The sequence below is a fragment of the Enterobacter cancerogenus genome (assembly GCF_019047785.1).
Lineage (GTDB): Bacteria > Pseudomonadota > Gammaproteobacteria > Enterobacterales > Enterobacteriaceae > Enterobacter > Enterobacter cancerogenus.
This window is the reverse complement of sequence record NZ_CP077290.1, coordinates 45,934-66,913: the sequence shown is the minus strand read 5'-3', so window position 1 is coordinate 66,913 and position 20,980 is coordinate 45,934. Positions and strand designations below refer to the sequence as shown.

Sequence of the window (20,980 nt, the reverse complement as noted above, 5' to 3'; positions counted from 1 at the left end):
TTATCTGGATTCGTAAACGACTGAGACGATGCAAGGCGTTGATGTGCATCTCTGGGCTAATCAGGACACACAGATGTGAGTAATGTCTCCAGGCTTATATGAAAATCCGAAATGTGGGTGTGAATTTTATTGAAGAGGGAATATATGCGTACTCGTCCAGCCTCCCGATTGTTAGTCCTTTCACCTGAACATCATGTACTGCTCTTTAGATTCTGCCATAAAGATGATGCTCTAAAGGGAAAAACATACTGGGCTACGCCAGGCGGAGGACTTGAGCACAATGAGTCTTTTGAGCAGGCAGCGCTACGTGAATTATTTGAAGAAACAGGCCTGGCAAGAAGCACTGCGGGGCCACAAATAGCCTCCAGGACCTTCCCGATGATGCTGCCCAATGGTGAGACCGTTCTTGCTGAAGAACGTTTCTTTATTATAAATGCAGATAAATCAGATATTGACCGTTCAGGTTGGAGTAACAATGAAAGAGAAGTTATGCGCGATCATTACTGGTGGAGCTTGGAAGAGCTCAGACAAACCAATGAAATCATCTTCCCACTCGATTTGATAATCAACCTACTTGACGGCTTCCTCAGCACCTCATTCACCGAGCAGGCTTAGAAGTCCGCTCCTGGTACGCAGCGGACAAGCTAACTGGGCTAAACGTCTGCTAAGAGCGGACATTGTGAATTCTGAGCAGGCAGACTCCACTTGCTTTGCCACAAACATGGTGAGGTTAGTTTTCGGAATCCTTATTGTCGGTAACTAAAGAGTGAAGTACCTCATCGGCCGCCTTTACCCAGGGCTGCATGATCTGCTGCTCACGCAAAATATTAAGGCCCTGCGCCGTAAAAGTTCCTTCTGTCGCGACTGCCTGCAGCAGGTTATCAAGAGGCACCCCGTCGTTATGACCAGCATAAGCGGCACAGTCGTGCATCGCGCCAAGCACAAGACTGCGGGCATGATGCTGCGGCATGCCTTTTTTCGCTAACCAGCTCTGTAGGCCGTCAGCGAGGTGATAAAACCAGCCGTTCATGCACATGCTGACCGTCGCCAGTTCGAACAACTCTTCATTTTCCAGAACAATCACTTCACCGAGTGCGGAAAAGAATGTCCGGGTTTTCTCATCGCAGGCCGTCAGCACAACCGTCGTCTGGTTTATCCCGGCGGCATAGGTAAGCATCATTCTCACCACACGTTTGTGACTGAACAGCGTCTGCAACTGGTCCATACTGACGCCTGCAGCCAGCGAAACCAGCAGCTGATGGGGTTTAAGCGATACCTCTGACGCCAGTCCTGCAAGCGAATCAGGCCGGACGCCTGCAATCACTATATCGGCATCTTCAGCGGCTGCCTGGCTGCTGCCGGTTACCTGGCTGCCGCAGGTCTCACGAAGCCTGTCTGCACGCGCGGCGTTTCTGGGGGAAAGCACGATTTCAGCAGCAGTTTCGGCGGCGGCCAGGCCGGCCACGATTTTTTCCGTGAGTTCCCCCACGCCTAAAATACCTATTTTCATTTGCCGTTCCTTTTATTTTCAGCTGGCACCACTGCGTGCTGCCGGGCCGCTTATCCGTCCGCCGCTCACGACGGTATATCACCGGGCTATGCGGTAAATGCCCTCAAGCAGCGGCGTGCCGCACCGCAAATATAGCCCATTGCTCTTTTTAACCAATTCAGGCTGAGCCAGCGGCATACTACAGATGTCGCGCACCGCCTGCGGCGTCAGCAGATGAATATCATCAACGTATCTCGTCTGTGCCAGCGCGGCCGGATAGCTTTTCCCCAGACGCCAGAGGGCGTTCTCCAGTCCGGTAAACCCTGCCAGTAATGCTGCAATCAGGCAGGGTAGAAGAACGGCATAAGGCACCTTCTGCCGCGCAACCTTAATGCCCTTCATCGTCATTATCCCTCTTCCGTCAGGGAGGGTGGAGAACGCCAGCGGTCGGCGACGGCGGCGGCGAGCATGACCGCGAGCGAAGGCAGTAGCCAGGCGAGACCCTGATTGTGAAGTGGGAGATACTGCACCAGCCTAAAGGGCCACACACTGATGCCGGCCGAAGAAAGCGCGTCAGCAATGCCGAACAGAAACGATATCAGTGCGGCGGGCGCGATGACACGGGCGGGAGAGTAAAAACGTGTCCGGATGAAGTAAGTCAGGACGAGTACGATAAAGACCGGATACACGGCCGTCAGCGCCGGCACCGAGAAGGCGATAAGCTGCGTCAGGCCCATATTGGAAACCAGCATGGAGAAGGCCGCGAAGAACCAGGCATAAGCGCGATAGCTGATGCGGGTAACGGAGCTGAACCAGGCGGCGCAGGCGCAGGTCAGGCCAATGGCGGTGACCAGGCAGGCCAGTGTAATGAGCGCGCCCAGGAACACGTCTCCGCCTGCGCCAAAGACATGGTGTACGTAGGCGCTGAGCACCTGCGCCCCGTTTGTGGCGCTTACTGTCAGCCCCATACTGCCGGTGCCGAGCCGGAAGAGGCTCAGATAAACCAGCGCCAGACCGGCGCCCGCAATCAGGCCGGAGCATACGGCATAACGCGTGATGAGCCGCCCGGAGGTCACGCCCCGTGAGCGGATAGCGTTAACGATAACGAGGCCAAAAGCCAGAGAGGCCATCGTATCCATAGTCAGGTAACCGCTGGTCAGGCCCTGTGAAAAGGCGGCCGTTGCGTATACCCCTTCCGGAGCACGGGGCTGGCCTGCAGGATAAGCCAGCGCCGCTACGGCAAGGACAATCAGAGCCAGAATCTTGACCGGGGACAGGAATCTGCCCACCGTATCCAGCAGCCTACCGGGATAGAGCGAAACCAGAATAACAATGCCAAAATAAACTGCGCTCCAGACCGGCAGCCAGCGTTCGCTGCCCGTAAACGGCTGAACGGCGAGCTCATAGGAAACCGTCGCAGTACGCGGCGTGGCAAAGAACGGTCCGATGCAAAGGTAACAGATAACGGCCAGCAGTAAGCCGCACACCCTGCCAACCGGGCGGGTGACGGCGGATAATGCCCCGCCAGCCTTTGCCATCACAATGGCGGTAATAACGGGAAGCCCGACGCCCGTCAGCAGAAATCCCGCCGCTGCCGTCCAGACAGATGTACCGGCCTGCAGGCCGATGAACGGTGGAAAGATGATATTACCGGCGCCGACGAACAGGGCAAAGTTCATGAAGCCAAGGATAATGATGTCTCTGATGCGAAATGTGTTCATTGATGTGCCATAGATGTGTTTGCAGGGGCTGTCACGCAGCGCGGTCAGCCTGATTATTCATTTCACAGAAGCCAGGGGCACCCGAGATGATGCCCCCGGGCGTGGCGTGAGCCCGTTATTTCAGGGCGGTATAGATCTGCTCACCGATGAGCAGGAAAGCGATGAAAATCATGGCAATGCCAGAGAACTGGCTGACCCGCCGCGCCGCCTCCGGACGCGTGCGCAGGATCGCTTTCGAACCCAGCCCGACGACGCTATACACCACCGCGCAGTTAATAATCTGAATCAGTCCCATAAAGAAAATCTGCACGCCAACTGACCAGCCGGCGTCACGACTGGTGAACTGCGGCAGAAGCGCCAGAAAAAGCAGCAGCGCTTTCGGGTTGATCCCGCTGATGCCAAACCCCTTCATCAGCGTCCGGAACCTGTTTACCTCCCCGCCAAAGTTACCTGCAGACGGAACCGGGGGATTGCGCAGGACGCCGGCCCCGAGCCACAGCAGATAGGCCGCTCCGGCATAGGTAAGCACCGTCAGAATGACCGGCATGCTGGCGACCAGTGCTCCAACGCCGGCCGCGACGACAACCGTTATGACAACATACCCCAGCAGCATGCCGGACACAGCCGGAAGCAGCATTCTGTTGCGCATGCCGGAAGAAATGGCATAGGCCCAGTCCGCTCCGGGCGTCATAACAAGAGAAAACGATACAATCCAGAACGCTGCTAGCAAACTGAAATCCACTTCATCACCTTTCTGTTCAGTTAAAAACTAAAAACGATCTTATCAACTGATGTGCGGGATAACTTTCCTGATTAGCCTTTGATGGCGGTTTTTTTAGAAGATGTTTGCTTTAAATCGGGTATAATGAGAAATATATTCCAGATCTGAATCGTGTGGATTTGACTACCTGATAAGGCGGGAACGTGGACAGAACCGATAAAAAGATCATTGCTGAACTCCAGGCTGACGGACGCCTGTCCCTGACAGAGCTGGCGGACAAGGTCGGGCTGAGCCTTTCCCCCTGCCACCGTCGCGTTAAAAGCCTTGAAGAGACGGGCATCATCAGTGGATATCGTGCTCAGGTCGATACCGCCAAGCTCGGACTGAGCTTTTCAGTGATCGTTTTTGTATCACTTGAAAAGGCCGATCGTCAGGCGGTAAGCAGCTTTGAGGAGGCGGTGGTTGACGTCCCAGAGGTGATAAACGCGCAGCGCCTGTTTGGTAACCCGGATTATATGCTGCACGTCCTGACACGGGACATGGAGAGCTTTCAGCGGCTCTATGATCTTGACCTTTCAGCGCTGCCAGGCGTTCAGCGCCTGACCTCAACACTGATCATGAAAACGGTAGTTAATAACAGACCGGTAGTTCCCTGATTCAGGAAGATAAAGTCACCGATAATTATGACGGTCACGCAGAGCCGCCCAGCAAACAACGTCCGCTTTTGACACAGGGCTGCTTTTGCAGCCCTCATAAATTAAACTTCAATAGACTCAGATATCTCTAGGGCATCATCCACTTCAATACCGAGATAACGGACGGTACTTTCGAGTTTCTTGTAACCTAAAAGTAGCTGGATCACTCGAAGATTCTTCGTTTTTTTATAGATCAGATATGGCTTGGTTCTTCGCATAGAATGCGTGCTGTACAGAGCCTCGTCGAGACCCAGCTTATCAATTCATCCATGAAAAATACGGTTATATTGCCTTGTTGAGATATGTTGTGAAGAACCGACGCGGGACTGGAACAGATAGTCGCTACTACGTAGATGAGCCATTTTGATCCACGCTGCTACAGACTCTCTTGTTCCTTTAGTCAGTTCAAACTGAACGGGGCTTCCCGTTTTTTGCTGCAGCACTGTCGCTCTGCCCGAAACAGAGTGCCCATAGGCCACATCAGAAACTTTTAGCTTAACCAGATCACAGCCCCGAAGTTTACTGTCCAGAGCCATGTTAAATAGAGCTAAATCGCGTACTTTTCCTTCCAGCTCAAGTCTGATATGGATTCCCCAGATATGAGAGATCTGAAGAGGCCGTTTCTGGCCAATAATACGGCCCTTGTTCCAGGGGTATGTTGTCATGCTCAATCTCCTTTGGGTTAGGAGATGTGATTATGGTTGTCCCATATGAGCGAACAGCGGACATCTAAGAATTGATGAAAAGTACAACATCTTCAGGTAATAAATAAATTTCGCCGAAATAATGTAATTACCGACCCGAAGGCCGGTAATTGTTAACACTGATAACCTTTTACCACGCGTAAGCTTCAGGTGCCTCTCCGCCTGGCCCCGGCCAGATGGTATCCAGCCTTTTGAGCGTATCGTCTGAAAGAGACAGCGTCAGGGCATTGAGATTCTGACGGAGCTGTTCAACTGTACGCGGACCACTGAGCACGGCGCTAACCACCGAGTTCTGCAGTAGCCAAGCCAGCGCGACGTCTGATGGTGTTTCCCCCAGCTCATCACACAGTGTTTCCCAGGCCTCCAGTTGTGGCCGCAGGCGGTTGATTTGTGCCTGCAACTGCGGTGATGCCCGGCGGCCACCGGCAATTTTCTTCAGAACACCGCCCAGCATCCCCATCCCGACCGGGCTCCAGGGGATCAGGCCAATGCCGTAATGACGCAGCGCCGGAATGATTTCTAGCTCAATCGTGCGCTGAGTCAGATTGTACAGGCTCTGTTCCGATGCCAGCCCCAGCAGGTTGCGCGCGTCGGCCTTGCACTGTGCAGTGGCAATATCCCAGCCAGCAAAGTTACTGCTGCCAACGTAGCTGATTTTACCCTCACGGATCAGCTGTTCCATGGCCTGCCAGATCTCCTCCCAGGGCGTGTTCCGGTCGATATGGTGCATCTGATAGAGATCGATATGGTCCGTTTTCAGCCTTTTCAGGCTGGCCTCACAGGCCCGGCGGATATGGTAGGCAGACAGGTATTTGTCGTTCGGCCCCGTGTCCATCGGCTGGTAAACTTTCGTGGCCAGCACTATCCGGTCACGCTGACCACTACGCGCCAGCCAGTTACCGATGATTTCTTCGGATGTTCCGTAACCCTTTGCCATATCCGGCGACTGCGGCCCGCCATAGACGTCAGCGGTATCGAAAAAGTTGATACCTGCATCCACGGCTTCATCCATGATCCTGAAGCTGGCCGACTCATCCGTCAGCTCACCGAAATTCATGGTACCGAGACCGATGCGGCTCACCCGCAGACCGGTACGCCCCAGATGTTTGTAGTTCATGTCAAATGCTCCTTAACTGAACGTGTTATTGCAGATTCTTACGGAAAAAGTCTGTCAGCTTGCCAAAAGGGATTACGTCGGTACGGTCATACAGATCGACATGCCCTGCGCCCGGTACGATGTACAGTTCTTTAGGCTGACCGGCGCGTTTGAAAGCGTCCTCGCTGAACTCTTTTGAGTGTGCCTGATCGCCGGTAATAAACAGCATCGGGCGCGGAGAGATGGTTTCAATATCGTTGAACGGATAGAAGTTCATAAACTTGCCAATACTGCTCAGCATCGGTTTCGTCGTCAGTTCTTCTTTCTGACCCTGTGGGGTGTAGCCGCCGCGTTCGGTGCGGTAGAAATCAAAGAACTCACGCTGAATATCCGGTGTGGAGTCATCCAGTTTGTTCACGGTGCCAGGGATATAAGCCGTCTCGCCGCCCTTAAACTCGGCTAACCGTTGCTCAGTGGCTGACTGGATAAAGGCCTTACGTTGTTCTCCCGTCTGGGAATGATTAAGGCCATTACGGAACGCGCTCCCCATGTCATACATGCTGACCGTGGCAATGGCTTTCATACGCGAGTCAATCTTGGCAGCACTGATAACAAAACTTCCGCTGCCGCAGATACCTAATACACCGATGCTATCCGGATCGACAAACGGCTGTGTGCTTAGATAATCAACCGCCGCGCTGAAATCATCTGTGTAGATTTCCGGTGAAATCAGGTGCCCCGGTTTGCCCTCGCTTTCTCCCCAGAAAGAGAGATCGATAGCCAGCGTGACAAACCCCTGCTCCGCCAGCTTCTGCGCATAGAGATTCGAACTCTGTTCCTTAACGGCTCCCATCGGGTGACCAACGACGATCGCCGGGTGTCGGGTATTCTGGTTCATCTTTTTCGGGATAAACAGGTTGCCGACCACGGCCATCTGATACTGGTTTTTAAAGGTGACTTTTTGCTGCGTCACCTTATCGCTTTTATAAAAATTATCGGCCCCACGGGACATATCCGCCGCAGAGGAAGCAAATGCACTGATCAACAGCCCCAGCGCTAACGTAAATTTTTTCATGATGGTCTCCTTATCATTAAGCCAGGGTGGCGTTATCAATGACAAACCGGTAATGCACATCGCCCCTGAGCATGCGCTCATAGGCGTCGTTAATCTGGTCGGCGCGGATAAGCTCAATGTCGGCGACAATGCCGTGTTGGGCGCAGAAATCGAGCATCTCCTGCGTTTCAGGAATGCCGCCAATCATCGACCCGGCAATCGACCTGCGCTTCATGATGAGGCTGAACACTTCTGGCGCATCATGCGGCGTGGCCGGCGCACCCACCAGGGTCATCGTGCCATCGCGTTTCAGCAGCGCAGTGAACACGTCGAGGTTATGCGGCGCAGCAACGGTGTTGAGGATAAAATCGAAGCTCTTTGCATGGGCTTCCATTTCGCTGGCATGACGGGAGACCACCACCTCATCTGCACCAAGCACTCTGGCGGCGTCACGTTTGGACTCAGACGTGGTAAAGGCCACAACATGCGCGCCCATGGCGTGCGCAAGCTTGATCCCCATATGCCCCAGTCCACCGATACCGACCACGCCGACCTTTTTGCCGGGGCCCGCCTGCCAGTGACGCAGCGGTGAGTACGTTGTGATCCCCGCGCACAGCAGCGGAGCCACGGCGGCCAGTTGCGCTTCTGGGTGAGTGACGCGCAGGACATAGCGCTCATGCACCACAATCTGCTGCGAATATCCGCCCAGCGTGTGGCCCGGCGCATCCGGCGTCGGGAAATTGTATGTCCCTGTCATATGGTCGCAGTAGTTCTCCAGTCCGTCGTCACAGTCACTGCAGTGCCGGCAGCTGTCGACAATGCAGCCGACCCCCACCAGGTCCCCTGCACAAAAACCGGAGACGTGATCGCCAACGGCCACTACACGACCGACAATTTCATGTCCCGGTACGCAGGGATAGAGCGTTCCAGCCCATTCAGCGCGTACCTGGTGGATATCCGAATGGCAGACTCCGCAGTACGCGATATTAATCTGCACATCATGGGCACCGGGGGCGCGACGGGTGATATCCATCGGCTCCAGCGGCAGTGTGCCCGCATGGGCACCGTAAGCTTTAACTGTCATGGCATTACTCCTGGGTTTATGAATGGTCTGCGGCAGAAGTGTCTGCCCGCGAGGTCAGGAAGATCAGTACGGTTGCGATAATCAGCATCGCGGCGCTGGCCAGGAAGGTGCTCTGGTAGCCGTGATGGTCGAAAAGCAGGCCGCCCACCGTCGAACCGAGAGCAATGGACAGCTGCACCATCGCCACCATCAGTCCGCCGCCCGCTTCGGCATTCTGAGGGAAGGTACGCGGAACCCATGCCCACCATCCCACCGGTGCGGCTGTGGAAATCAGCCCCCACAGCCCAAGCAACGCCGTCACGATGGCTACCTGACTGCCGAAGGCAATCAGTGCCAGCGCGGTGATGGCCATCAGTACCGGGATGGCCATCAGGGTCGGGTAGAACCCGCGTTTTAACACCCGGCCAATCAGCGTAGTGCCGATGAAACCCGCTACACCAATAACCAGCAGGACCAGGGTCACCGTTGCGTCATCCACCCGCGTCACCGTCTCAAGGAAAGGCCTGATGTAGGTAAAGAGCGTGAATTGCCCCATAAAGAAGATCCCCACACCCAGCATGCCCAGCGTGACCACCCGGCGACGAAACAGCATGAATACGTTGCGGGAAGCCGCGGCCTGACGGGTGACCGGCATGGAAGGCAGACTGAGTAATTGCCAGACAAACGCGATGATGGCGACCGGCACCAGGCAGAAGAAGGCCCCCCGCCAGCCAACCACCGATCCGAGCCAGCTGCCCAGAGGGGCAGCCACGACGGTAGCCAGAGCATTGCCGCTGTTGAAAATAGCCAGCGCCAGCGGAACACGATGCACCGGGACCAGACGCATTGCCGTCGCGGCCGACATTGACCAGAACCCGCCGACCACAATGCCAATCAGGGCCCTGCCCGCCATATAGGTCATGTAATTGGGTGCCATCGCAATAACAGCACCGGAAATTGCCATAATGCAGGTCAGGCCGAGCAGCAGCGTTTTCCGGTTAAGCGTGCCTGCCAGCACGGAAATAAACAGGCTGGTTACCACTGCAAATGCCCCGGAAATGGCGATGCCCTGTCCGGCCATGCCTTCGGTGACACGAAGGGTCTGCGCCATCGGTGTCAGCAGGCTGACCGGCATGAATTCGGAGGCGATCAGGGCGAAGACGCACAGCGTCATGGCAAAGACACCACTCCAGTGCGCAGGCTGTTTCCCGCTTCCGGTGTTTTTTTTTCTGTTTTCGTCGGTCTTATTACTCATTCAGGGATTTCTTTTCAGTAGATAACATGAAGTCTGTGCCCCGGAGCCTTCAGCGCTGCAGGAAGAGCTGAAACGGCATACGGGGACGGGATAAGAGGGATAATCGCGGTACGGAAGGTGCTGCGGGTCAGTTGGCGACCCTGATCTGCACCGCAAGAGGTCCGTGGCGCTGCAGGACCGGCAGTCCGGAATCCACTTTCCCTAACGGGATCAGTGAACGGGCGTAAGCCCTGCCCCGGGCAAAAATCGCCAGGTTGCCCCAGGGCGCGTAGTAAGTGATATCTCCGGCTTCCGGCGTTATGCCGTCCGGTGCCTGCACCGTGGAAAGCCTGCGCGGCAGGTCGCTTATACGCTCAATATCGTCATAGTCTTCCAGCGTCAGGCTGAGGGGAAGCAAAGACGCAAAGTCCCGGCCTGTCGGCGTATCAAAGAGGGTGGCGGTGGCGGTTTCTCCCTCCACAATGATCTCAATTTTCATAAGCGTCTCCTGCGCCACTCCCCGGTCGTTGTCACCCGCCATAGCGGACTGCGTGATGAAAAGCAGGCCGGCAAGGAGCAGCAGTGATGTTCTGCAGTAAGCGTTTTGCATAAGGGTTAGCGTTGACTTTTTCATCGCATTATTGTTACCAATATGCAGCGGGTTAACTAGCTAATGAATACTTAATACCCTTATAAGTAAAATTTATAAATGGACCGGAAACGAGCATGGCCAGACGCAATCTCAACGACTTACTCTCTTTCGTCACCGTGGCGCGTGAGGGCAGCTTTACGCGCGCTGCCGCCCAGCTCGGCGTGACCCAGCCCGCACTGAGCCAGGCGATTTCCGGGCTGGAAGAACGGATGCAAATCCGTCTGCTGACAAGGACCACGCGCAGTGTGTCAGTGACGGCTGCCGGGGAGCGCCTGCTGCAGTCTGTGGGACATCGTATTGATGAGATTGAAGCCGAGCTGGACATGCTGACGGCACTGCGTGATAAACCTGCCGGGACCGTCCGTATTACATGTGGACCTAATGTTCTGAAGACCACGCTGCTGCCAAAGCTGACACCACTGTTACGCGAATATCCTGATATTCATATTGAGTTTGATGCCAACCACGGCTTCCGGGATATCGTTGCGGATCGTTTTGATGCCGGCGTGCGGCTCGGGGACACTATCGACAAAGATATGATAGCCGTACCCATTGGCCCGAAACTGCGCATGGCGGCTGTAGCTTCCCCTGAGTATTTCGCCCGGTGCGCCGCCCCTCAGACGCCACGCGATCTGATGCAACACTGCTGTATTAATGAGCGCATGGTTCAATCGGGGAAAATTTACGCCTGGGAGTTTGAGCAGGAAAACGGTAAATTTCACGTTCGGGTTGAAGGGCAACTGACGTTTAACACATCGGAACATGTCGTTGACGCAGCTCTTGCCGGACTGGGCATTGCCTTTTTACCTGAAGAGGAGTTCGGCACACATCTGCAGGAAGGAAAACTGATCCGCGTGCTTGAAGAATGGTGCCGTCCTTTTCCCGGCTACTATCTTTATTATCCCAGCCGTAAACAGCCTTCCCCAGCGTTTTCACTCGTTGTGGATGCGTTGCGTATTAACCGGAAAATTTAACGCTGAATTATCGGGCCAATATTTCTAGAACGGACGTGAACGTCCGCTTTTGGCACAGAGCAGACCAGGACATCACCAGCGCGGATTAATGATGAAGGTCATAAAAAAGCGAGGAATAGTTGAGGAACGTTTTTCGGAGGTTTTGAAGAAAGGAAAAAAGGTATATATTCCGGGCCGTTGTTTTCACATACACCTTCTGAGTTCAGAGGCATCTTCATGACATGGCAGCAATTCAAGCAGACTTACCTGGTTAAGTTCTGGTCACCCGTTCCGGCAGTTATCGCAGCCGGTATCCTTTCGACTTACTATTTTGGCATTACCGGCACCTTCTGGGCAGTCACCGGCGAGTTTACCCGCTGGGGTGGACAGCTGTTACAGCTGGCCGGGGTACATGCCGAAGAGTGGGGCTACTTCAAACTGATTCATCTGGACGGCACGCCGCTGACCCGCATCGACGGGATGATGATTATCGGTATGTTCGGCGGCTGCTTTGCGGCAGCGCTGTGGGCAAACAACGTTAAGATCCGCATGCCAAAAAGCCGCATTCGTATTATGCAGGCCGTTGTTGGCGGGATCATTGCCGGGTTTGGCGCACGGCTGGCGATGGGCTGTAATCTTGCCGCTTTCTTTACCGGTATTCCTCAGTTTTCTCTGCACGCCTGGTTCTTTGCCGTGGCGACGGCCATTGGCTCGTACTTTGGCGCTAAATTCACCCTGCTCCCGCTGTTTCGCATTCCCGTGAAGATGGTCAAAGTGGGCGCAGCATCGCCGCTGACGCAAAAACCCGCCCAGGCCCGTCGTCGCTTCCGCCTTGGGATGTTGGTCTTTTTCGCGATGGTAGCGTGGGCACTTTGTACCGCGTTAAACCAGCCGAAACTTGGGCTGGCTATGCTTTTCGGCGTCGGCTTTGGGCTGCTGATTGAACGCGCTCAGATCTGCTTTACCAGCGCGTTTCGCGATATGTGGATCACCGGGCGCACGATGATGGCAAAAGCGATTATTGCCGGGATGGCGGTGAGCGCCATTGGTATCTTCAGCTATGTGCAGCTTGGCGTTGAGCCAAAAATCATGTGGGCAGGTCCAAACGCCGTGATTGGCGGCCTGCTGTTTGGCTTTGGTATTGTGCTGGCCGGCGGCTGCGAAACGGGCTGGATGTACCGGGCCGTGGAAGGTCAGGTGCATTACTGGTGGGTCGGTCTGGGTAACGTGATTGGCTCAACGATTCTGGCGTATTTCTGGGATGATCTCTCCCCGGTGCTGGCGACCAACTGGGATAAGGTTAATCTGCTCGCGACGTTTGGCCCGCTCGGCGGCCTGTTAGTGACCTACGCCCTGCTGTTAATCGCATTTTTACTCGTCGTGGCGCAGGAAAAACGCTTCTTCCGCCGCAGCCCTGTCAGCACTGAAACACAGGAGAATATCGCATGAAAGATATCGTGCCTGACTATCGTCTCGATATGGTCGGCGAGCCTTGCCCATATCCGGCCGTCGCCACGCTTGAAGCGCTGCCACAGCTTAAAAAAGGTGAGATACTGGAAGTGGTAAGCGATTGCCCTCAGTCGATCAATAATATCCCTCTGGATGCCAAAAACCACGGGTATACCGTTCTGGATATTCAGCAGGATGGTCCGACTATTCGTTATTTAATTCAGAAATAATACCACTGTCTAAAAAGGCCTCAGCGAGGCCTTTATTCAGGTGACGGGCTTAGGCCATCGCCGTCGTTTAAGCTTTGGTAGGCATGAATGTGTGGTGAGTCGTGTCGCGCAAACGGAACAGACTGCACCGTGGGGTTGGTTTGCTGCCGGGTTAAACCTGGTAAAATAAAAGCGGGTACCCGCACAAACCGGACATTCAAATTTTATGTCGGGGATATCCCCTCCAGCCAGTTATGTGGAGTAACCAGACTACATGAATTATTAGTTCAATAGGGATATATCGTCCTTTTTTACCAGCCAGTCGCCAATAGCATTCGCTATTCCCTTGAAAACTAAGTCATGTTGATCCATGGCAAAGTTAAGTGGCTTGACTTAAGTAAAATCTTAAGTCTGGTTTGAGTAAGGCTTTAATGGATTAATGTTTTTTAGAACGTTTTTGTTTATTTCTTTATTTGTGTCATGTCACGCTTCGTCTCTCAATTTCTCCTCCACGCTTTTACGGCTCAATTGCCCGGACAGGGGGCTGGTCGAGGTTATTCTCCATGTCTATGATCATACGCAGGAAAAATGGCAGGGAAATTTTGAAACCGGCGCTGGTCACAAGCGCTCCGGCGATACCGAAATTATTCCGTTTGCGAACGGCGATATCCTGTTCCATTCCATCTCCAGCGATGCATTCAGCTATTTATATGACGGCGAAACGCGCCTTAAACGCTGCGCTAAGCTGGATGAACGGCCCGTCTATCCCTCATTCTGAAGAGGCTGGCCGCGCCGCGGCCAGCTGAACGCGTGCGTCAGAAGCGATAACCCGCCGAGAACATAAACACCCATGGATCGAGGCGAGTGCTGATGCTCTGCTGTTCACCCCCGGCCTTGAAACGAACATCAGTATCGATATCCATATACCAGACCGAGGCGTTAATCAGCCAGTCGCGGTTAATCAGATAATCGAGACCCACCTGCCCCGCCACGCCCCAGGAATCCTTCAGGCTGAGATCGGAAAGCCCTGCCGCTTTCCCGGTATCGTTAAATTTCTCATCAAAGAAAGTGGTGTAATTCACGCCTGCCCCGATATACGGGCGCACCTTGCTGCTTGAGTCACCAAAATACCACTGCGCCATCAGCGTAGGCGGCAAATGGTGCACCGTAGCGATATCCCCGGTTGGCCCCGTCCCCACGCGATGGCGGAAAGGCGTGGCTGCCAGTAATTCAACGCCAATGTTATCCGTTGCCATATAGGTGAACGTTAAGCCCAGCTGGGTATTGTTGCTAACGTTAAAGCCCCCCAGACCCAGAACGTTATCCGATCCTTCGGTTGGACGGGCCGTTGCTGAACCGGCTCGTATAAAGAATTCGCCTGCTTCGTGCGCGTACGCGCCGCCAGAGAGACTGCTTAAGATAAGGGCTGCCACCGCTAATTTTTTCATATCCGCTCCATCGTTGTGGTTTTCATAGCGGTGGTGAATATACTCACAAATGAGTAATAAGTGATCTAACACAGATCACATTAAAACCAATACTTTAACATTCATTGATCTGGGTTAATTTTTAAGGTCCATTCTGGAGGGGCGAATGCGTATCTACATCAAATTTCAAGGATTTGCAGGCCAGGTAATTGTCAGTAAGCATCGCTAAACGAGAGGATCAGATTCTGGCGTTGAAGACGGGAAAGTTGACTCTTACCGCTGCTTTACAAAGATATGCTTTTCCATACACCCCTTGATGCTGCCACAGCGGCGTTATCCGGTGTACAATTGCCGGCTAATTAACACCTGCAATACTCAAGGAGAGTGCATGTCTATCACGGCGAAGTCTGTCTACCGTGACACGGGAAATTTTTTCCGCAATCAGTTCATTACCTTTTTACTGATTGCGTTGTTGTGCGCTTTTATCACGGTGGTGCTGGGTCATGCGTTCTCACCCAGTGATGAACAAATTGCCAGCCTCAGCCAGGGAGATCACCTTGCAGGGAGCGTGGGGCTGTTTGACCTGGTGCAGAACATGACGCCTGAACAGCAGCAAATCCTGCTGCGGGCATCGGCTGCGTCCACCTTCTCCGGCCTGATTGGCAATGCTATCCTCGCAGGTGGTGTGCTGCTGATGATCCAACTGGTTTCAGCCGGACAACGCGTCAGCGCCCTGCGTGCCATTGGTGCCAGCGCCCCTGTTCTGCCGAAACTGTTTATCCTCATTTTTCTGACCACCCTGCTGGTACAGATGGGGATTATGCTGATCGTAGTTCCGGGCGTGCTGCTGGCTATCGTGCTCTCCTTCGCGCCGGTGATGGTGGTCCAGGATAAAATGGGGATCTTCACCGCGATGCGCAGCAGCATCCGACTGGCCTGGTCGAATATGCGCCTGGTCGCACCGGCTGTCATCGGCTGGCTGCTTGCTAAAACGCTGTTACTGCTGTTTGCGCCGAACTTTGCCGTGTTAACGCCCAATGTGGGTGCGGTAGTCGCTAATACGCTGAGCAATCTGATTTCAGCCGTGCTGCTGGTCTACCTGTTCCGCCTGTATATGTTAATTCGTCAGTAGTCCTGATGGCCGGGCACATCGCTGTGTCTGGCCCCACTCAGAGGATGGGATTGTAGAATGAAGCAGTTTCTGGATTTTTTACCGCTGGTCGTCTTTTTTGCCTTTTATAAGCTGTACGACATCTATGCTGCGACCACGGCACTGATTATCGCCACAGCCATCGTGCTAATTTACAGCTGGGTTCGCTATCGTAAAGTTGAAAAAATGGCGCTGGTGACGTTTGTCCTGGTTGCGGTCTTTGGCGGGTTAACCCTGTTCTTCCATAATGATGAGTTTATCAAATGGAAGGTGACCGTCATTTATGGCCTGTTCGCCGGTGCATTGCTGATTAGCCAGTGGATTATGAAAAAGCCGCTGATCCAGCGCATGCTGGGCAAAGAGCTGACGCTGCCGCAGCACGTCTGGTCCCGCCTGAATATCGCCTGGGCGGTGTTCTTTATTTTATGTGGCCTCGCCAATATCTATATCGCCTTCTGGCTGCCACAGAATATTTGGGTCAACTTCAAGGTCTTTGGCCTGACGGCGTTAACGCTGATCTTCACCCTGTTAAGCGGGGTGTATATCTATCGTCATATGCCTCAGGACGAGAAGCACTGATAAACATAACCGGAGCGCAAGATCCCTGCGCTCCGGTCTATTCTCTCCAGCCCGAAATCATAGTAGCATCCCGCCTGAAGTCTTCAGTTACGAGTAAAAACAATGACAAAAAATGACGCCCCTCAGGGCGAACTGGTATTGCGCACGCTGGCAATGCCCGCAGACACCAATGCTAACGGCGATATTTTTGGCGGCTGGCTTATGTCGCAAATGGATATGGGCGGCGCGATCCTGGCAAAAGAGATTGCACACGGGCGGGTTGTAACCGTCCGGGTAGACGGCATGACCTTCCTTCGACCAGTGGCTGTGGGTGACGTTGTCTGCTGTTACGCGCGCTGTGTTAAGCGCGGCAATACGTCTATTTCTATCAATATTGAAGTGTGGGTGAAAAAAGTCTCTTCTGAGCCGATTGGGCAGCGTTATAAGGCAACGGAAGCGCTGTTTATCTACGTGGCGGTAGATAACGCGGGCAAACCCCGGCCACTGCCGCAGGCCTGATATTCAGACAAAAAAAAGCCTCCGGTCCGGAGGCTTTTTCTTTTATTCCATCTGTGCCCCGCCGTTCAGGCGGAACACAATATTCACAATCAACCCACGACCCGGCTTGCCGGCTTCATAACGCCATTTTCTCATGGCTGACTTCACCTCACGCTCGAACATATTAGAAGGCTGTGCAGACAGGACTTCTACGTTCTCGACGCGGCCATCAGAGGTTACGTCAAATTTGACCCGCACACGCCCTTCAATACGCAGAGCCTGCGCGCGCGCCGGATATTGCGGTTGGTTACGGCTGAGGGCGCGAGGCCCCGCAGGCGCGGATACCGTTGGTTTTGCCGCTGCAGGCGCGCTATTCATTAGCGGTCGCGACGGCGCAGCGTTTTCGACCGTCTGCGTTGCGCGTGGCTCAACCGGACGCGTTTCACGTTTCGGACGCTCTTCCACCTTCTTCACCGGCTTTGGCTTCGGTTTAGGTTTAGGTTTTGGCTCCGGCTTGTGGATCACCACGGGCGCTTCTTTCGGCGGCTCCGGAACGGGTTCAGGCTCTGGCTCCGGTTCTGGCTCAGCGACGGGCTGTGGCGGTGGCGCAACCTGCGGCGGCTCAAGATCCGCAGGCGATACCATGGTCACAGAAATAGGCTGCGCGGGCGCTGGCATTTCAATAACCTGATGAACCGAGGTATAGAGCAGACCCGCCACGACAGCGCCGTGGATAACCACGGAAAGCAGCGTCGGCCATGGAAAGCGGCGAGGTAAATCTAGGGTCATCGAAGTCATAATCATCAACGTTTAAAAACCGGACCTCGATTTTAAATGCAAATAGCAATCATATTCAACAAGTCACTTTGATGCGGGGCAATTTAAGCGCAAGAAACCCCAAAAAAAGCGCACTCAGATCAGGGTATTAACATTGTTTTTATCTTTACATTGCAGTCAGTTGCCCTTTCACATAACGTAATTGACACTTTTACTGGTTAAGGAGCTACCCCCGTGCTTTATGTGATTTACGCCGAAGATAACGCCGACTCCCTGGAAAAACGCCTTTCTGTACGCCCTGCGCACCTGGCTCGCCTGCAGCTGCTTCAGGATGAAGGCAAATTATTGACCGCAGGCCCAATGCCTGCCGTAGACAGCAACGATCCGGGTGCGGCGGGTTTTTCAGGCTCGACGGTCATTGCTGAATTCGAATCACTGGAAGCTGCGCAGGCCTGGGCTGACGCGGATCCGTATGTCGCGGCGGGCGTGTATGCAAAGGTGACCGTGCAGCCTTACAAGAAAGTATTTTGATATAAGAAAGGCTCCCTCAGGAGCTTTTTTAAACGCTTCAAGTTAATGAAATAAATGGATTTATTTTACATCGTGACCACATATTGACCACATCGAAAAAAAAGCCCTGCCATGTGCGGGGCTTTGCTTTTTTAATCTTCGTTCAAACTTAAAAATTTACGTACCGGTTGCATTAGACTGTAACTCTAGTTACAACTTACTGAATTAGTCTAGAAATCAATCAACGGAAACAGAAAGGGAACTCATGCCTACAAATTTTGAGCAGTTGGAAACACATATTCATAACATTAAGTCCTTGACACCAAAAGCAGATGCAACTGGTTTCTTCCTACAAGAAGTGCTTCGATTTTACTCCATTGCTGGTACCTTACTGAGAAGTGACATCACTCTTGATAAAACCTCTAATGTTGACCAAAGATACTTTACACACCCTTTGGCGCGTTCTTTGCTAGAACCATTTTTCATTATACTTTATATTTTTGAAGTTCCAGCACAGATGGCTAGCAGGTATGAAGAGCAACTAAATACATTCAAAGAAAACTACCGGAAGCTGATGAATGATTTGCGCGAACCAGAATGGCAGCAATTCATGCAAGGCGATGGAAGCAAACTTGAAGCCGAAGATCCTAACTGGAAAAATCTACAAAAGCTACCCAATATGAAAGACCTTTTAGGTAAGCTTACCCACTCAAACAATCAGAGCTTTGAGTTTCTGTATCCACTATACAGGGTTACAAGCTTTGATACGCATGGTCGAAGCTTAGGAACCATCTTTGAAGCTGTTTTCAAAAAGCCGTGCAATTTTCCCGTTCTTGATGTAGGCCAAGCCATAGAACAAATCGCTTATGAATATATTCAAATTCTTAATGATCTTAATTCTCGCAAATTAATTTAGCATTTCGGGAATTTAGGTTAAAATATTTCACATGAATTAACAAAATAATATGCTGCAAGTTTGCGATAGAGGTTTTATTTCATAACAATTATGGCTAGCGAGCGCATTATAAACTCCAATCGAGAATATAGTTTGTAAAAAAACCCCGCAAATAGCGGGGCTTTCTTTTGGTCACATCCATGTAAGTTGTTGCTGGCCTGATTGCTTCGGGTGTGGCGGGGCAGGTACTACTTCCCCCGGCGATACGATAAAGCGCTCGACCGTCTCAGTGGTCACAAACGTCGCACTGCAGTTAATGTTTGTGCACTGGTGATAACGCTCCTTGGTTGTGTCAGTAAAATACCGACTTGTGCGGGCGTGAGCGGCGAAATGGCATTTTGGGCAGTGAAACATGGCGAGCACCTCTTTTAATTTCCGACGCGCAAATTTTACTCAATTTATCCTTAAATAACAAATAGTTAAATTCATTTTACTGTGTTAACTCTTCGCTTTCGTACTCCACATCCGAAACCTTAACCTCAAGCTCTAAGCCCGTCGTGTAGCCGCTCCCGTTGAGGTTATGCACCACCCGGCTGATTATCCATGCCTGCTCGTCTATAACGCGCTTAAAGCCTTTCACCGCGATGGGCGTTTCAGGAAATAAATCTGCCCGGCCAATCGCCAGCGAGATTGAAAACTCAGCAACGCCTCGCTGCAGCTTGTCCCACTTCGCCTGAGCGGCGCGCATGGCCTGCGCCTTTGTCGCGTAGATGGTCGTCAGCTCCAGCACGTTGTCAGCCTCACCGGCCATATACTCACCCTCGCGCGCTTCCTGCTCTTTTTTGGCTTTGGCCTTTGCCGGGGCTTTGGTCGCTTTCGGGTGCTGCAGCGCGCGGAGATGCTTCTCTTTGGGCTTACGCTTGAGCTTCACCTTTTGCTTTTGCGGCTTCGGGTCTTTGGTGTGCAGCCATTTTGCCGACACGCCGGTGTAGGCTTCCCGGTCAGCAATGGCAAATTGATGACGATCGCCATCCCCGCGCTCAAGCGTCATCTGCGGAATGGGCTTTCCGCTGGCCGTCTTACCGCTCCCCGCTTTCAGGAATAACAGTTTTCCCGCTTTTACCGAAACCGACGCCCCGTTCCGGTCAGCCAGGCGGGACAGAAACACCGCGTCGGATTCCTGCGACTGGTCAATGTGAGGCACTTTGACGGCTTTCAGCGTGTCGGCCACGCTGGCGGCCAGCTTATTGCGTGCCGCAATCGTTTCAACAATTTTCCCGAGCGTGGTGTCATGCCATGACTGCTCCCGGCGAGAGTTCAGCGTCCCGCGAAAATCGGCGCTTCGCCCCCGGATGGTCAGCGTATCAGGAGCCCCCCTGTGCTCGATTTCGTCGACCGTGAACGTCCCTTTTTTTATCAGCGCTGCACCCTGCCAGCCTAACCACAGCGTCAAGGTTGCGCCGCGCGGTGGCATTGCTATCTGGCCGTCAGTATCATCGAGCTCGATATCGAGCTGGTCGGCCTCAAATCCGCGATTGTCGGTCATGTTCAGGCTGATAAGGCGGTCGCTAAAATCCTGCGTGATATTCTCGTTATCCAGCTTGAGCATAAACGCCGGGGCTATCTTCGCCCCGGCCTGAATATCCATTCCCGTAATCATCAAGCCAGCCCTCCCAGCCAGTCAACGGCAGACGTGACCAGATTGTCGGCCTGCGTTTTCAGGTCGCCATAAATGGCTGCCAGCGATTTATCGACCCGTTTAAGTGAAAGGCTAAACTCGATTTTTCTCGCCGCTCCATCGCTGAATAGCTCGGTGTGCGTGTGTGTTACTTTGTCGATGACATACATGCCGTGGATCATGCCCGTTCCGTCAATCAGCGGCCACGCTCGCCCCTCGTCTGCCATCAGCTCGATGGCGGTCAGTGACAGACGTCCGCCCGTAATTTCGGGATAAAGCACGCCCGACAGCGTGCGCGTGGTTTCTCCCTCCCCGAGATACTGGTAAGCCGGTGGCTTGCCGATACGGTCGTTTGACGCCCAGCGATAATCTTTCGAATACTGCATAGACTGATAGGGCAGCGTGCGGCGCTCAAACACAAATAAACCTAAAACCATTAACATGCTT

Annotated in this window: 25 protein-coding genes and 2 pseudogenes; 11 read left to right on the top strand and 16 right to left on the bottom strand. The window is 53.3% G+C overall.

Annotated features, from left to right (window positions below; translation table 11 throughout):
- The first annotated feature begins 144 nt into the window (after positions 1 to 144).
- Positions 145 to 615: an NUDIX hydrolase gene (locus tag I6L58_RS00395; RefSeq protein ID WP_088208354.1), complete on the top strand. Its 471-nt coding sequence runs from the start codon at positions 145 to 147 to the stop codon at positions 613 to 615.
- Between the two features lie 115 nt (positions 616 to 730).
- Here the strand turns inward: I6L58_RS00395 and I6L58_RS00390 are convergent, their stop codons facing one another.
- The 4 genes from I6L58_RS00390 to I6L58_RS00375 all read right to left on the bottom strand — a co-directional run bounded on the left by I6L58_RS00390 (position 731) and on the right by I6L58_RS00375 (position 3,952).
- Positions 731 to 1,510: a pyrroline-5-carboxylate reductase family protein gene (locus I6L58_RS00390; RefSeq protein WP_088208353.1), complete on the bottom strand. Its 780-nt coding sequence runs from the start codon at positions 1,508 to 1,510 to the stop codon at positions 731 to 733.
- 78 nt (positions 1,511 to 1,588) lie between these two features.
- Positions 1,589 to 1,897 (bottom strand): hypothetical protein, encoded by a 309-nt coding sequence (locus I6L58_RS00385; protein WP_254082141.1) that lies wholly within the window; start codon positions 1,895 to 1,897, stop codon positions 1,589 to 1,591.
- Positions 1,897 to 3,210 carry a branched-chain amino acid transport system II carrier protein gene (gene brnQ, locus I6L58_RS00380; RefSeq protein ID WP_088208352.1) on the bottom strand — a complete coding sequence of 438 codons (1,314 nt, stop codon included), beginning with the start codon at positions 3,208 to 3,210 and terminating at the stop codon, positions 1,897 to 1,899. Before brnQ ends, I6L58_RS00385 begins: the two co-directional genes overlap by 1 nt.
- Positions 3,211 to 3,325: 115 nt before the next feature.
- Positions 3,326 to 3,952 carry a LysE family translocator gene (locus tag I6L58_RS00375; protein ID WP_088208351.1) on the bottom strand — a complete coding sequence of 209 codons (627 nt, stop codon included), beginning with the start codon at positions 3,950 to 3,952 and terminating at the stop codon, positions 3,326 to 3,328.
- A gap of 182 nt (positions 3,953 to 4,134) precedes the next feature.
- Here I6L58_RS00375 and I6L58_RS00370 point away from each other — a divergent pair, with 182 nt between their 5' ends.
- Complete coding sequence (locus I6L58_RS00370; RefSeq protein WP_088208350.1) at positions 4,135 to 4,587, top strand: Lrp/AsnC family transcriptional regulator; 453 nt, start codon at positions 4,135 to 4,137, stop codon at positions 4,585 to 4,587.
- A gap of 101 nt (positions 4,588 to 4,688) precedes the next feature.
- Here I6L58_RS00370 and I6L58_RS00365 read toward each other — a convergent pair.
- The 6 genes and pseudogenes from I6L58_RS00365 to I6L58_RS00340 form a co-directional block, all read right to left on the bottom strand.
- Positions 4,689 to 5,291 (bottom strand): annotated as a pseudogene (locus I6L58_RS00365) (tyrosine-type recombinase/integrase).
- A gap of 169 nt (positions 5,292 to 5,460) precedes the next feature.
- Positions 5,461 to 6,447 carry an aldo/keto reductase gene (locus I6L58_RS00360; RefSeq protein WP_045325189.1) on the bottom strand — a complete coding sequence of 329 codons (987 nt, stop codon included), beginning with the start codon at positions 6,445 to 6,447 and terminating at the stop codon, positions 5,461 to 5,463.
- Positions 6,448 to 6,472: 25 nt separating this feature from the next.
- The gene (locus I6L58_RS00355) at positions 6,473 to 7,501 is read right to left on the bottom strand and encodes an alpha/beta hydrolase (RefSeq protein WP_088208349.1); all 1,029 of its coding nucleotides are present in this window, start codon (positions 7,499 to 7,501) and stop codon (positions 6,473 to 6,475) included.
- 16 nt (positions 7,502 to 7,517) lie between these two features.
- The gene (locus I6L58_RS00350; protein ID WP_088208348.1) at positions 7,518 to 8,564 is read right to left on the bottom strand and encodes an NAD(P)-dependent alcohol dehydrogenase; all 1,047 of its coding nucleotides are present in this window, start codon (positions 8,562 to 8,564) and stop codon (positions 7,518 to 7,520) included.
- A gap of 16 nt (positions 8,565 to 8,580) precedes the next feature.
- Positions 8,581 to 9,798: an MFS transporter gene (locus I6L58_RS00345; protein ID WP_088208347.1), complete on the bottom strand. Its 1,218-nt coding sequence runs from the start codon at positions 9,796 to 9,798 to the stop codon at positions 8,581 to 8,583.
- A 127-nt stretch (positions 9,799 to 9,925) separates the two neighbouring features.
- Positions 9,926 to 10,276, bottom strand: coding sequence for a cyclophilin-like fold protein (locus I6L58_RS00340; RefSeq protein WP_080172362.1), 351 nt, complete (start codon positions 10,274 to 10,276; stop codon positions 9,926 to 9,928).
- Between the two features lie 227 nt (positions 10,277 to 10,503).
- On the opposite strand from I6L58_RS00340, the gene I6L58_RS00335 reads away from it, so the two are divergent.
- The 3 genes from I6L58_RS00335 (at position 10,504) to yedF (ending at position 13,061) form a co-directional block, all read left to right on the top strand.
- Positions 10,504 to 11,403 carry a LysR family transcriptional regulator gene (locus I6L58_RS00335; protein ID WP_035897671.1) on the top strand — a complete coding sequence of 300 codons (900 nt, stop codon included), beginning with the start codon at positions 10,504 to 10,506 and terminating at the stop codon, positions 11,401 to 11,403.
- Between the two features lie 216 nt (positions 11,404 to 11,619).
- A complete protein-coding gene (gene yedE / locus I6L58_RS00330; RefSeq protein WP_088208346.1) occupies positions 11,620 to 12,831 on the top strand; it encodes a selenium metabolism membrane protein YedE/FdhT in 1,212 nt (403 codons plus the stop codon).
- Complete coding sequence (gene yedF / locus I6L58_RS00325; protein WP_006175744.1) at positions 12,828 to 13,061, top strand: sulfurtransferase-like selenium metabolism protein YedF; 234 nt, start codon at positions 12,828 to 12,830, stop codon at positions 13,059 to 13,061. The genes yedE and yedF overlap by 4 nt, the downstream gene beginning before the upstream one ends.
- Positions 13,062 to 13,557: 496 nt before the next feature.
- Here yedF and I6L58_RS00320 read toward each other — a convergent pair whose 3' ends face one another.
- Together I6L58_RS00320 and ompW are read right to left on the bottom strand one after the other, a co-directional pair.
- On the bottom strand, positions 13,558 to 13,719 hold the full coding sequence (locus I6L58_RS00320) for a hypothetical protein (RefSeq protein ID WP_176399421.1): 162 nt from the start codon (positions 13,717 to 13,719) through the stop codon (positions 13,558 to 13,560).
- 136 nt (positions 13,720 to 13,855) lie between these two features.
- Positions 13,856 to 14,488, bottom strand: a complete 633-nt coding sequence (gene ompW / locus I6L58_RS00315) for an outer membrane protein OmpW (protein ID WP_058610419.1) — start codon at positions 14,486 to 14,488, stop codon at positions 13,856 to 13,858.
- Positions 14,489 to 14,740: 252 nt separating this feature from the next.
- Between ompW and I6L58_RS00310 the strand changes: the two are divergent.
- The 4 genes and pseudogenes from I6L58_RS00310 to yciA all read left to right on the top strand — a co-directional run.
- Positions 14,741 to 14,830: pseudogene (locus I6L58_RS00310) on the top strand (YkgJ family cysteine cluster protein); the annotation flags it as partial.
- A gap of 25 nt (positions 14,831 to 14,855) precedes the next feature.
- Positions 14,856 to 15,599, top strand: a complete 744-nt coding sequence (locus I6L58_RS00305; RefSeq protein ID WP_006175756.1) for a YciC family protein — start codon at positions 14,856 to 14,858, stop codon at positions 15,597 to 15,599.
- 57 nt (positions 15,600 to 15,656) lie between these two features.
- Positions 15,657 to 16,196 (top strand): septation protein A, encoded by a 540-nt coding sequence (locus I6L58_RS00300; RefSeq protein WP_006175757.1) that lies wholly within the window; start codon positions 15,657 to 15,659, stop codon positions 16,194 to 16,196.
- 102 nt (positions 16,197 to 16,298) lie between these two features.
- The gene (gene yciA / locus I6L58_RS00295; protein ID WP_006175758.1) at positions 16,299 to 16,694 is read left to right on the top strand and encodes an acyl-CoA thioester hydrolase YciA; all 396 of its coding nucleotides are present in this window, start codon (positions 16,299 to 16,301) and stop codon (positions 16,692 to 16,694) included.
- A 42-nt stretch (positions 16,695 to 16,736) separates the two neighbouring features.
- Here yciA and tonB read toward each other — a convergent pair whose 3' ends face one another.
- Positions 16,737 to 17,462 carry a TonB system transport protein TonB gene (gene tonB, locus I6L58_RS00290; RefSeq protein WP_058610418.1) on the bottom strand — a complete coding sequence of 242 codons (726 nt, stop codon included), beginning with the start codon at positions 17,460 to 17,462 and terminating at the stop codon, positions 16,737 to 16,739.
- A gap of 222 nt (positions 17,463 to 17,684) precedes the next feature.
- Here tonB and I6L58_RS00285 point away from each other — a divergent pair, with 222 nt between their 5' ends.
- Together I6L58_RS00285 and I6L58_RS00280 are read left to right on the top strand one after the other, a co-directional pair.
- Positions 17,685 to 17,981, top strand: a complete 297-nt coding sequence (locus I6L58_RS00285; RefSeq protein ID WP_088208344.1) for a YciI family protein — start codon at positions 17,685 to 17,687, stop codon at positions 17,979 to 17,981.
- Between the two features lie 244 nt (positions 17,982 to 18,225).
- Positions 18,226 to 18,876 (top strand): DUF5677 domain-containing protein, encoded by a 651-nt coding sequence (locus tag I6L58_RS00280; RefSeq protein ID WP_088208343.1) that lies wholly within the window; start codon positions 18,226 to 18,228, stop codon positions 18,874 to 18,876.
- A 171-nt stretch (positions 18,877 to 19,047) separates the two neighbouring features.
- Here I6L58_RS00280 and I6L58_RS00275 read toward each other — a convergent pair whose 3' ends face one another.
- The 3 genes from I6L58_RS00275 to I6L58_RS00265 form a co-directional block, all read right to left on the bottom strand.
- Positions 19,048 to 19,269, bottom strand: a complete 222-nt coding sequence (locus tag I6L58_RS00275) for a DNA-binding transcriptional regulator (RefSeq protein WP_088208342.1) — start codon at positions 19,267 to 19,269, stop codon at positions 19,048 to 19,050.
- Between the two features lie 76 nt (positions 19,270 to 19,345).
- A complete protein-coding gene (locus I6L58_RS00270; protein ID WP_088208341.1) occupies positions 19,346 to 20,515 on the bottom strand; it encodes a phage late control D family protein in 1,170 nt (389 codons plus the stop codon).
- Entirely contained in the window at positions 20,515 to 20,976 is a 462-nt protein-coding gene (locus I6L58_RS00265; RefSeq protein ID WP_088208340.1) for a phage tail protein, read from the bottom strand. The genes I6L58_RS00270 and I6L58_RS00265 overlap by 1 nt, the downstream gene beginning before the upstream one ends.
- Positions 20,977 to 20,980: the final 4 nt, after the last annotated feature.

Coding starts and splice junctions, on each gene's coding strand:
- I6L58_RS00395 (WP_088208354.1), top strand. CDS start 145: ATGCGTACTCGTCCAGCCTCCCGATTGTTAGTCCTTTCACCTGAACAT.
- I6L58_RS00390 (WP_088208353.1), bottom strand. CDS start 1,510: ATGAAAATAGGTATTTTAGGCGTGGGGGAACTCACGGAAAAAATCGTG.
- I6L58_RS00385 (WP_254082141.1), bottom strand. CDS start 1,897: ATGACGATGAAGGGCATTAAGGTTGCGCGGCAGAAGGTGCCTTATGCC.
- brnQ (WP_088208352.1), bottom strand. CDS start 3,210: ATGAACACATTTCGCATCAGAGACATCATTATCCTTGGCTTCATGAAC.
- I6L58_RS00360 (WP_045325189.1), bottom strand. CDS start 6,447: ATGAACTACAAACATCTGGGGCGTACCGGTCTGCGGGTGAGCCGCATC.
- I6L58_RS00355 (WP_088208349.1), bottom strand. CDS start 7,501: ATGAAAAAATTTACGTTAGCGCTGGGGCTGTTGATCAGTGCATTTGCT.
- I6L58_RS00350 (WP_088208348.1), bottom strand. CDS start 8,564: ATGACAGTTAAAGCTTACGGTGCCCATGCGGGCACACTGCCGCTGGAG.
- I6L58_RS00345 (WP_088208347.1), bottom strand. CDS start 9,798: ATGAGTAATAAGACCGACGAAAACAGAAAAAAAAACACCGGAAGCGGG.
- I6L58_RS00340 (WP_080172362.1), bottom strand. CDS start 10,276: ATGAAAATTGAGATCATTGTGGAGGGAGAAACCGCCACCGCCACCCTC.
- I6L58_RS00335 (WP_035897671.1), top strand. CDS start 10,504: ATGGCCAGACGCAATCTCAACGACTTACTCTCTTTCGTCACCGTGGCG.
- yedE (WP_088208346.1), top strand. CDS start 11,620: ATGACATGGCAGCAATTCAAGCAGACTTACCTGGTTAAGTTCTGGTCA.
- yedF (WP_006175744.1), top strand. CDS start 12,828: ATGAAAGATATCGTGCCTGACTATCGTCTCGATATGGTCGGCGAGCCT.
- I6L58_RS00320 (WP_176399421.1), bottom strand. CDS start 13,719: ATGGAACAGGATATCGCCGTTCGCAAACGGAATAATTTCGGTATCGCC.
- ompW (WP_058610419.1), bottom strand. CDS start 14,488: ATGAAAAAATTAGCGGTGGCAGCCCTTATCTTAAGCAGTCTCTCTGGC.
- I6L58_RS00305 (WP_006175756.1), top strand. CDS start 14,856: ATGTCTATCACGGCGAAGTCTGTCTACCGTGACACGGGAAATTTTTTC.
- I6L58_RS00300 (WP_006175757.1), top strand. CDS start 15,657: ATGAAGCAGTTTCTGGATTTTTTACCGCTGGTCGTCTTTTTTGCCTTT.
- yciA (WP_006175758.1), top strand. CDS start 16,299: ATGACAAAAAATGACGCCCCTCAGGGCGAACTGGTATTGCGCACGCTG.
- tonB (WP_058610418.1), bottom strand. CDS start 17,462: ATGACCCTAGATTTACCTCGCCGCTTTCCATGGCCGACGCTGCTTTCC.
- I6L58_RS00280 (WP_088208343.1), top strand. CDS start 18,226: ATGCCTACAAATTTTGAGCAGTTGGAAACACATATTCATAACATTAAG.
- I6L58_RS00275 (WP_088208342.1), bottom strand. CDS start 19,269: ATGTTTCACTGCCCAAAATGCCATTTCGCCGCTCACGCCCGCACAAGT.
- I6L58_RS00270 (WP_088208341.1), bottom strand. CDS start 20,515: ATGATTACGGGAATGGATATTCAGGCCGGGGCGAAGATAGCCCCGGCG.
- I6L58_RS00265 (WP_088208340.1), bottom strand. CDS start 20,976: ATGTTAATGGTTTTAGGTTTATTTGTGTTTGAGCGCCGCACGCTGCCC.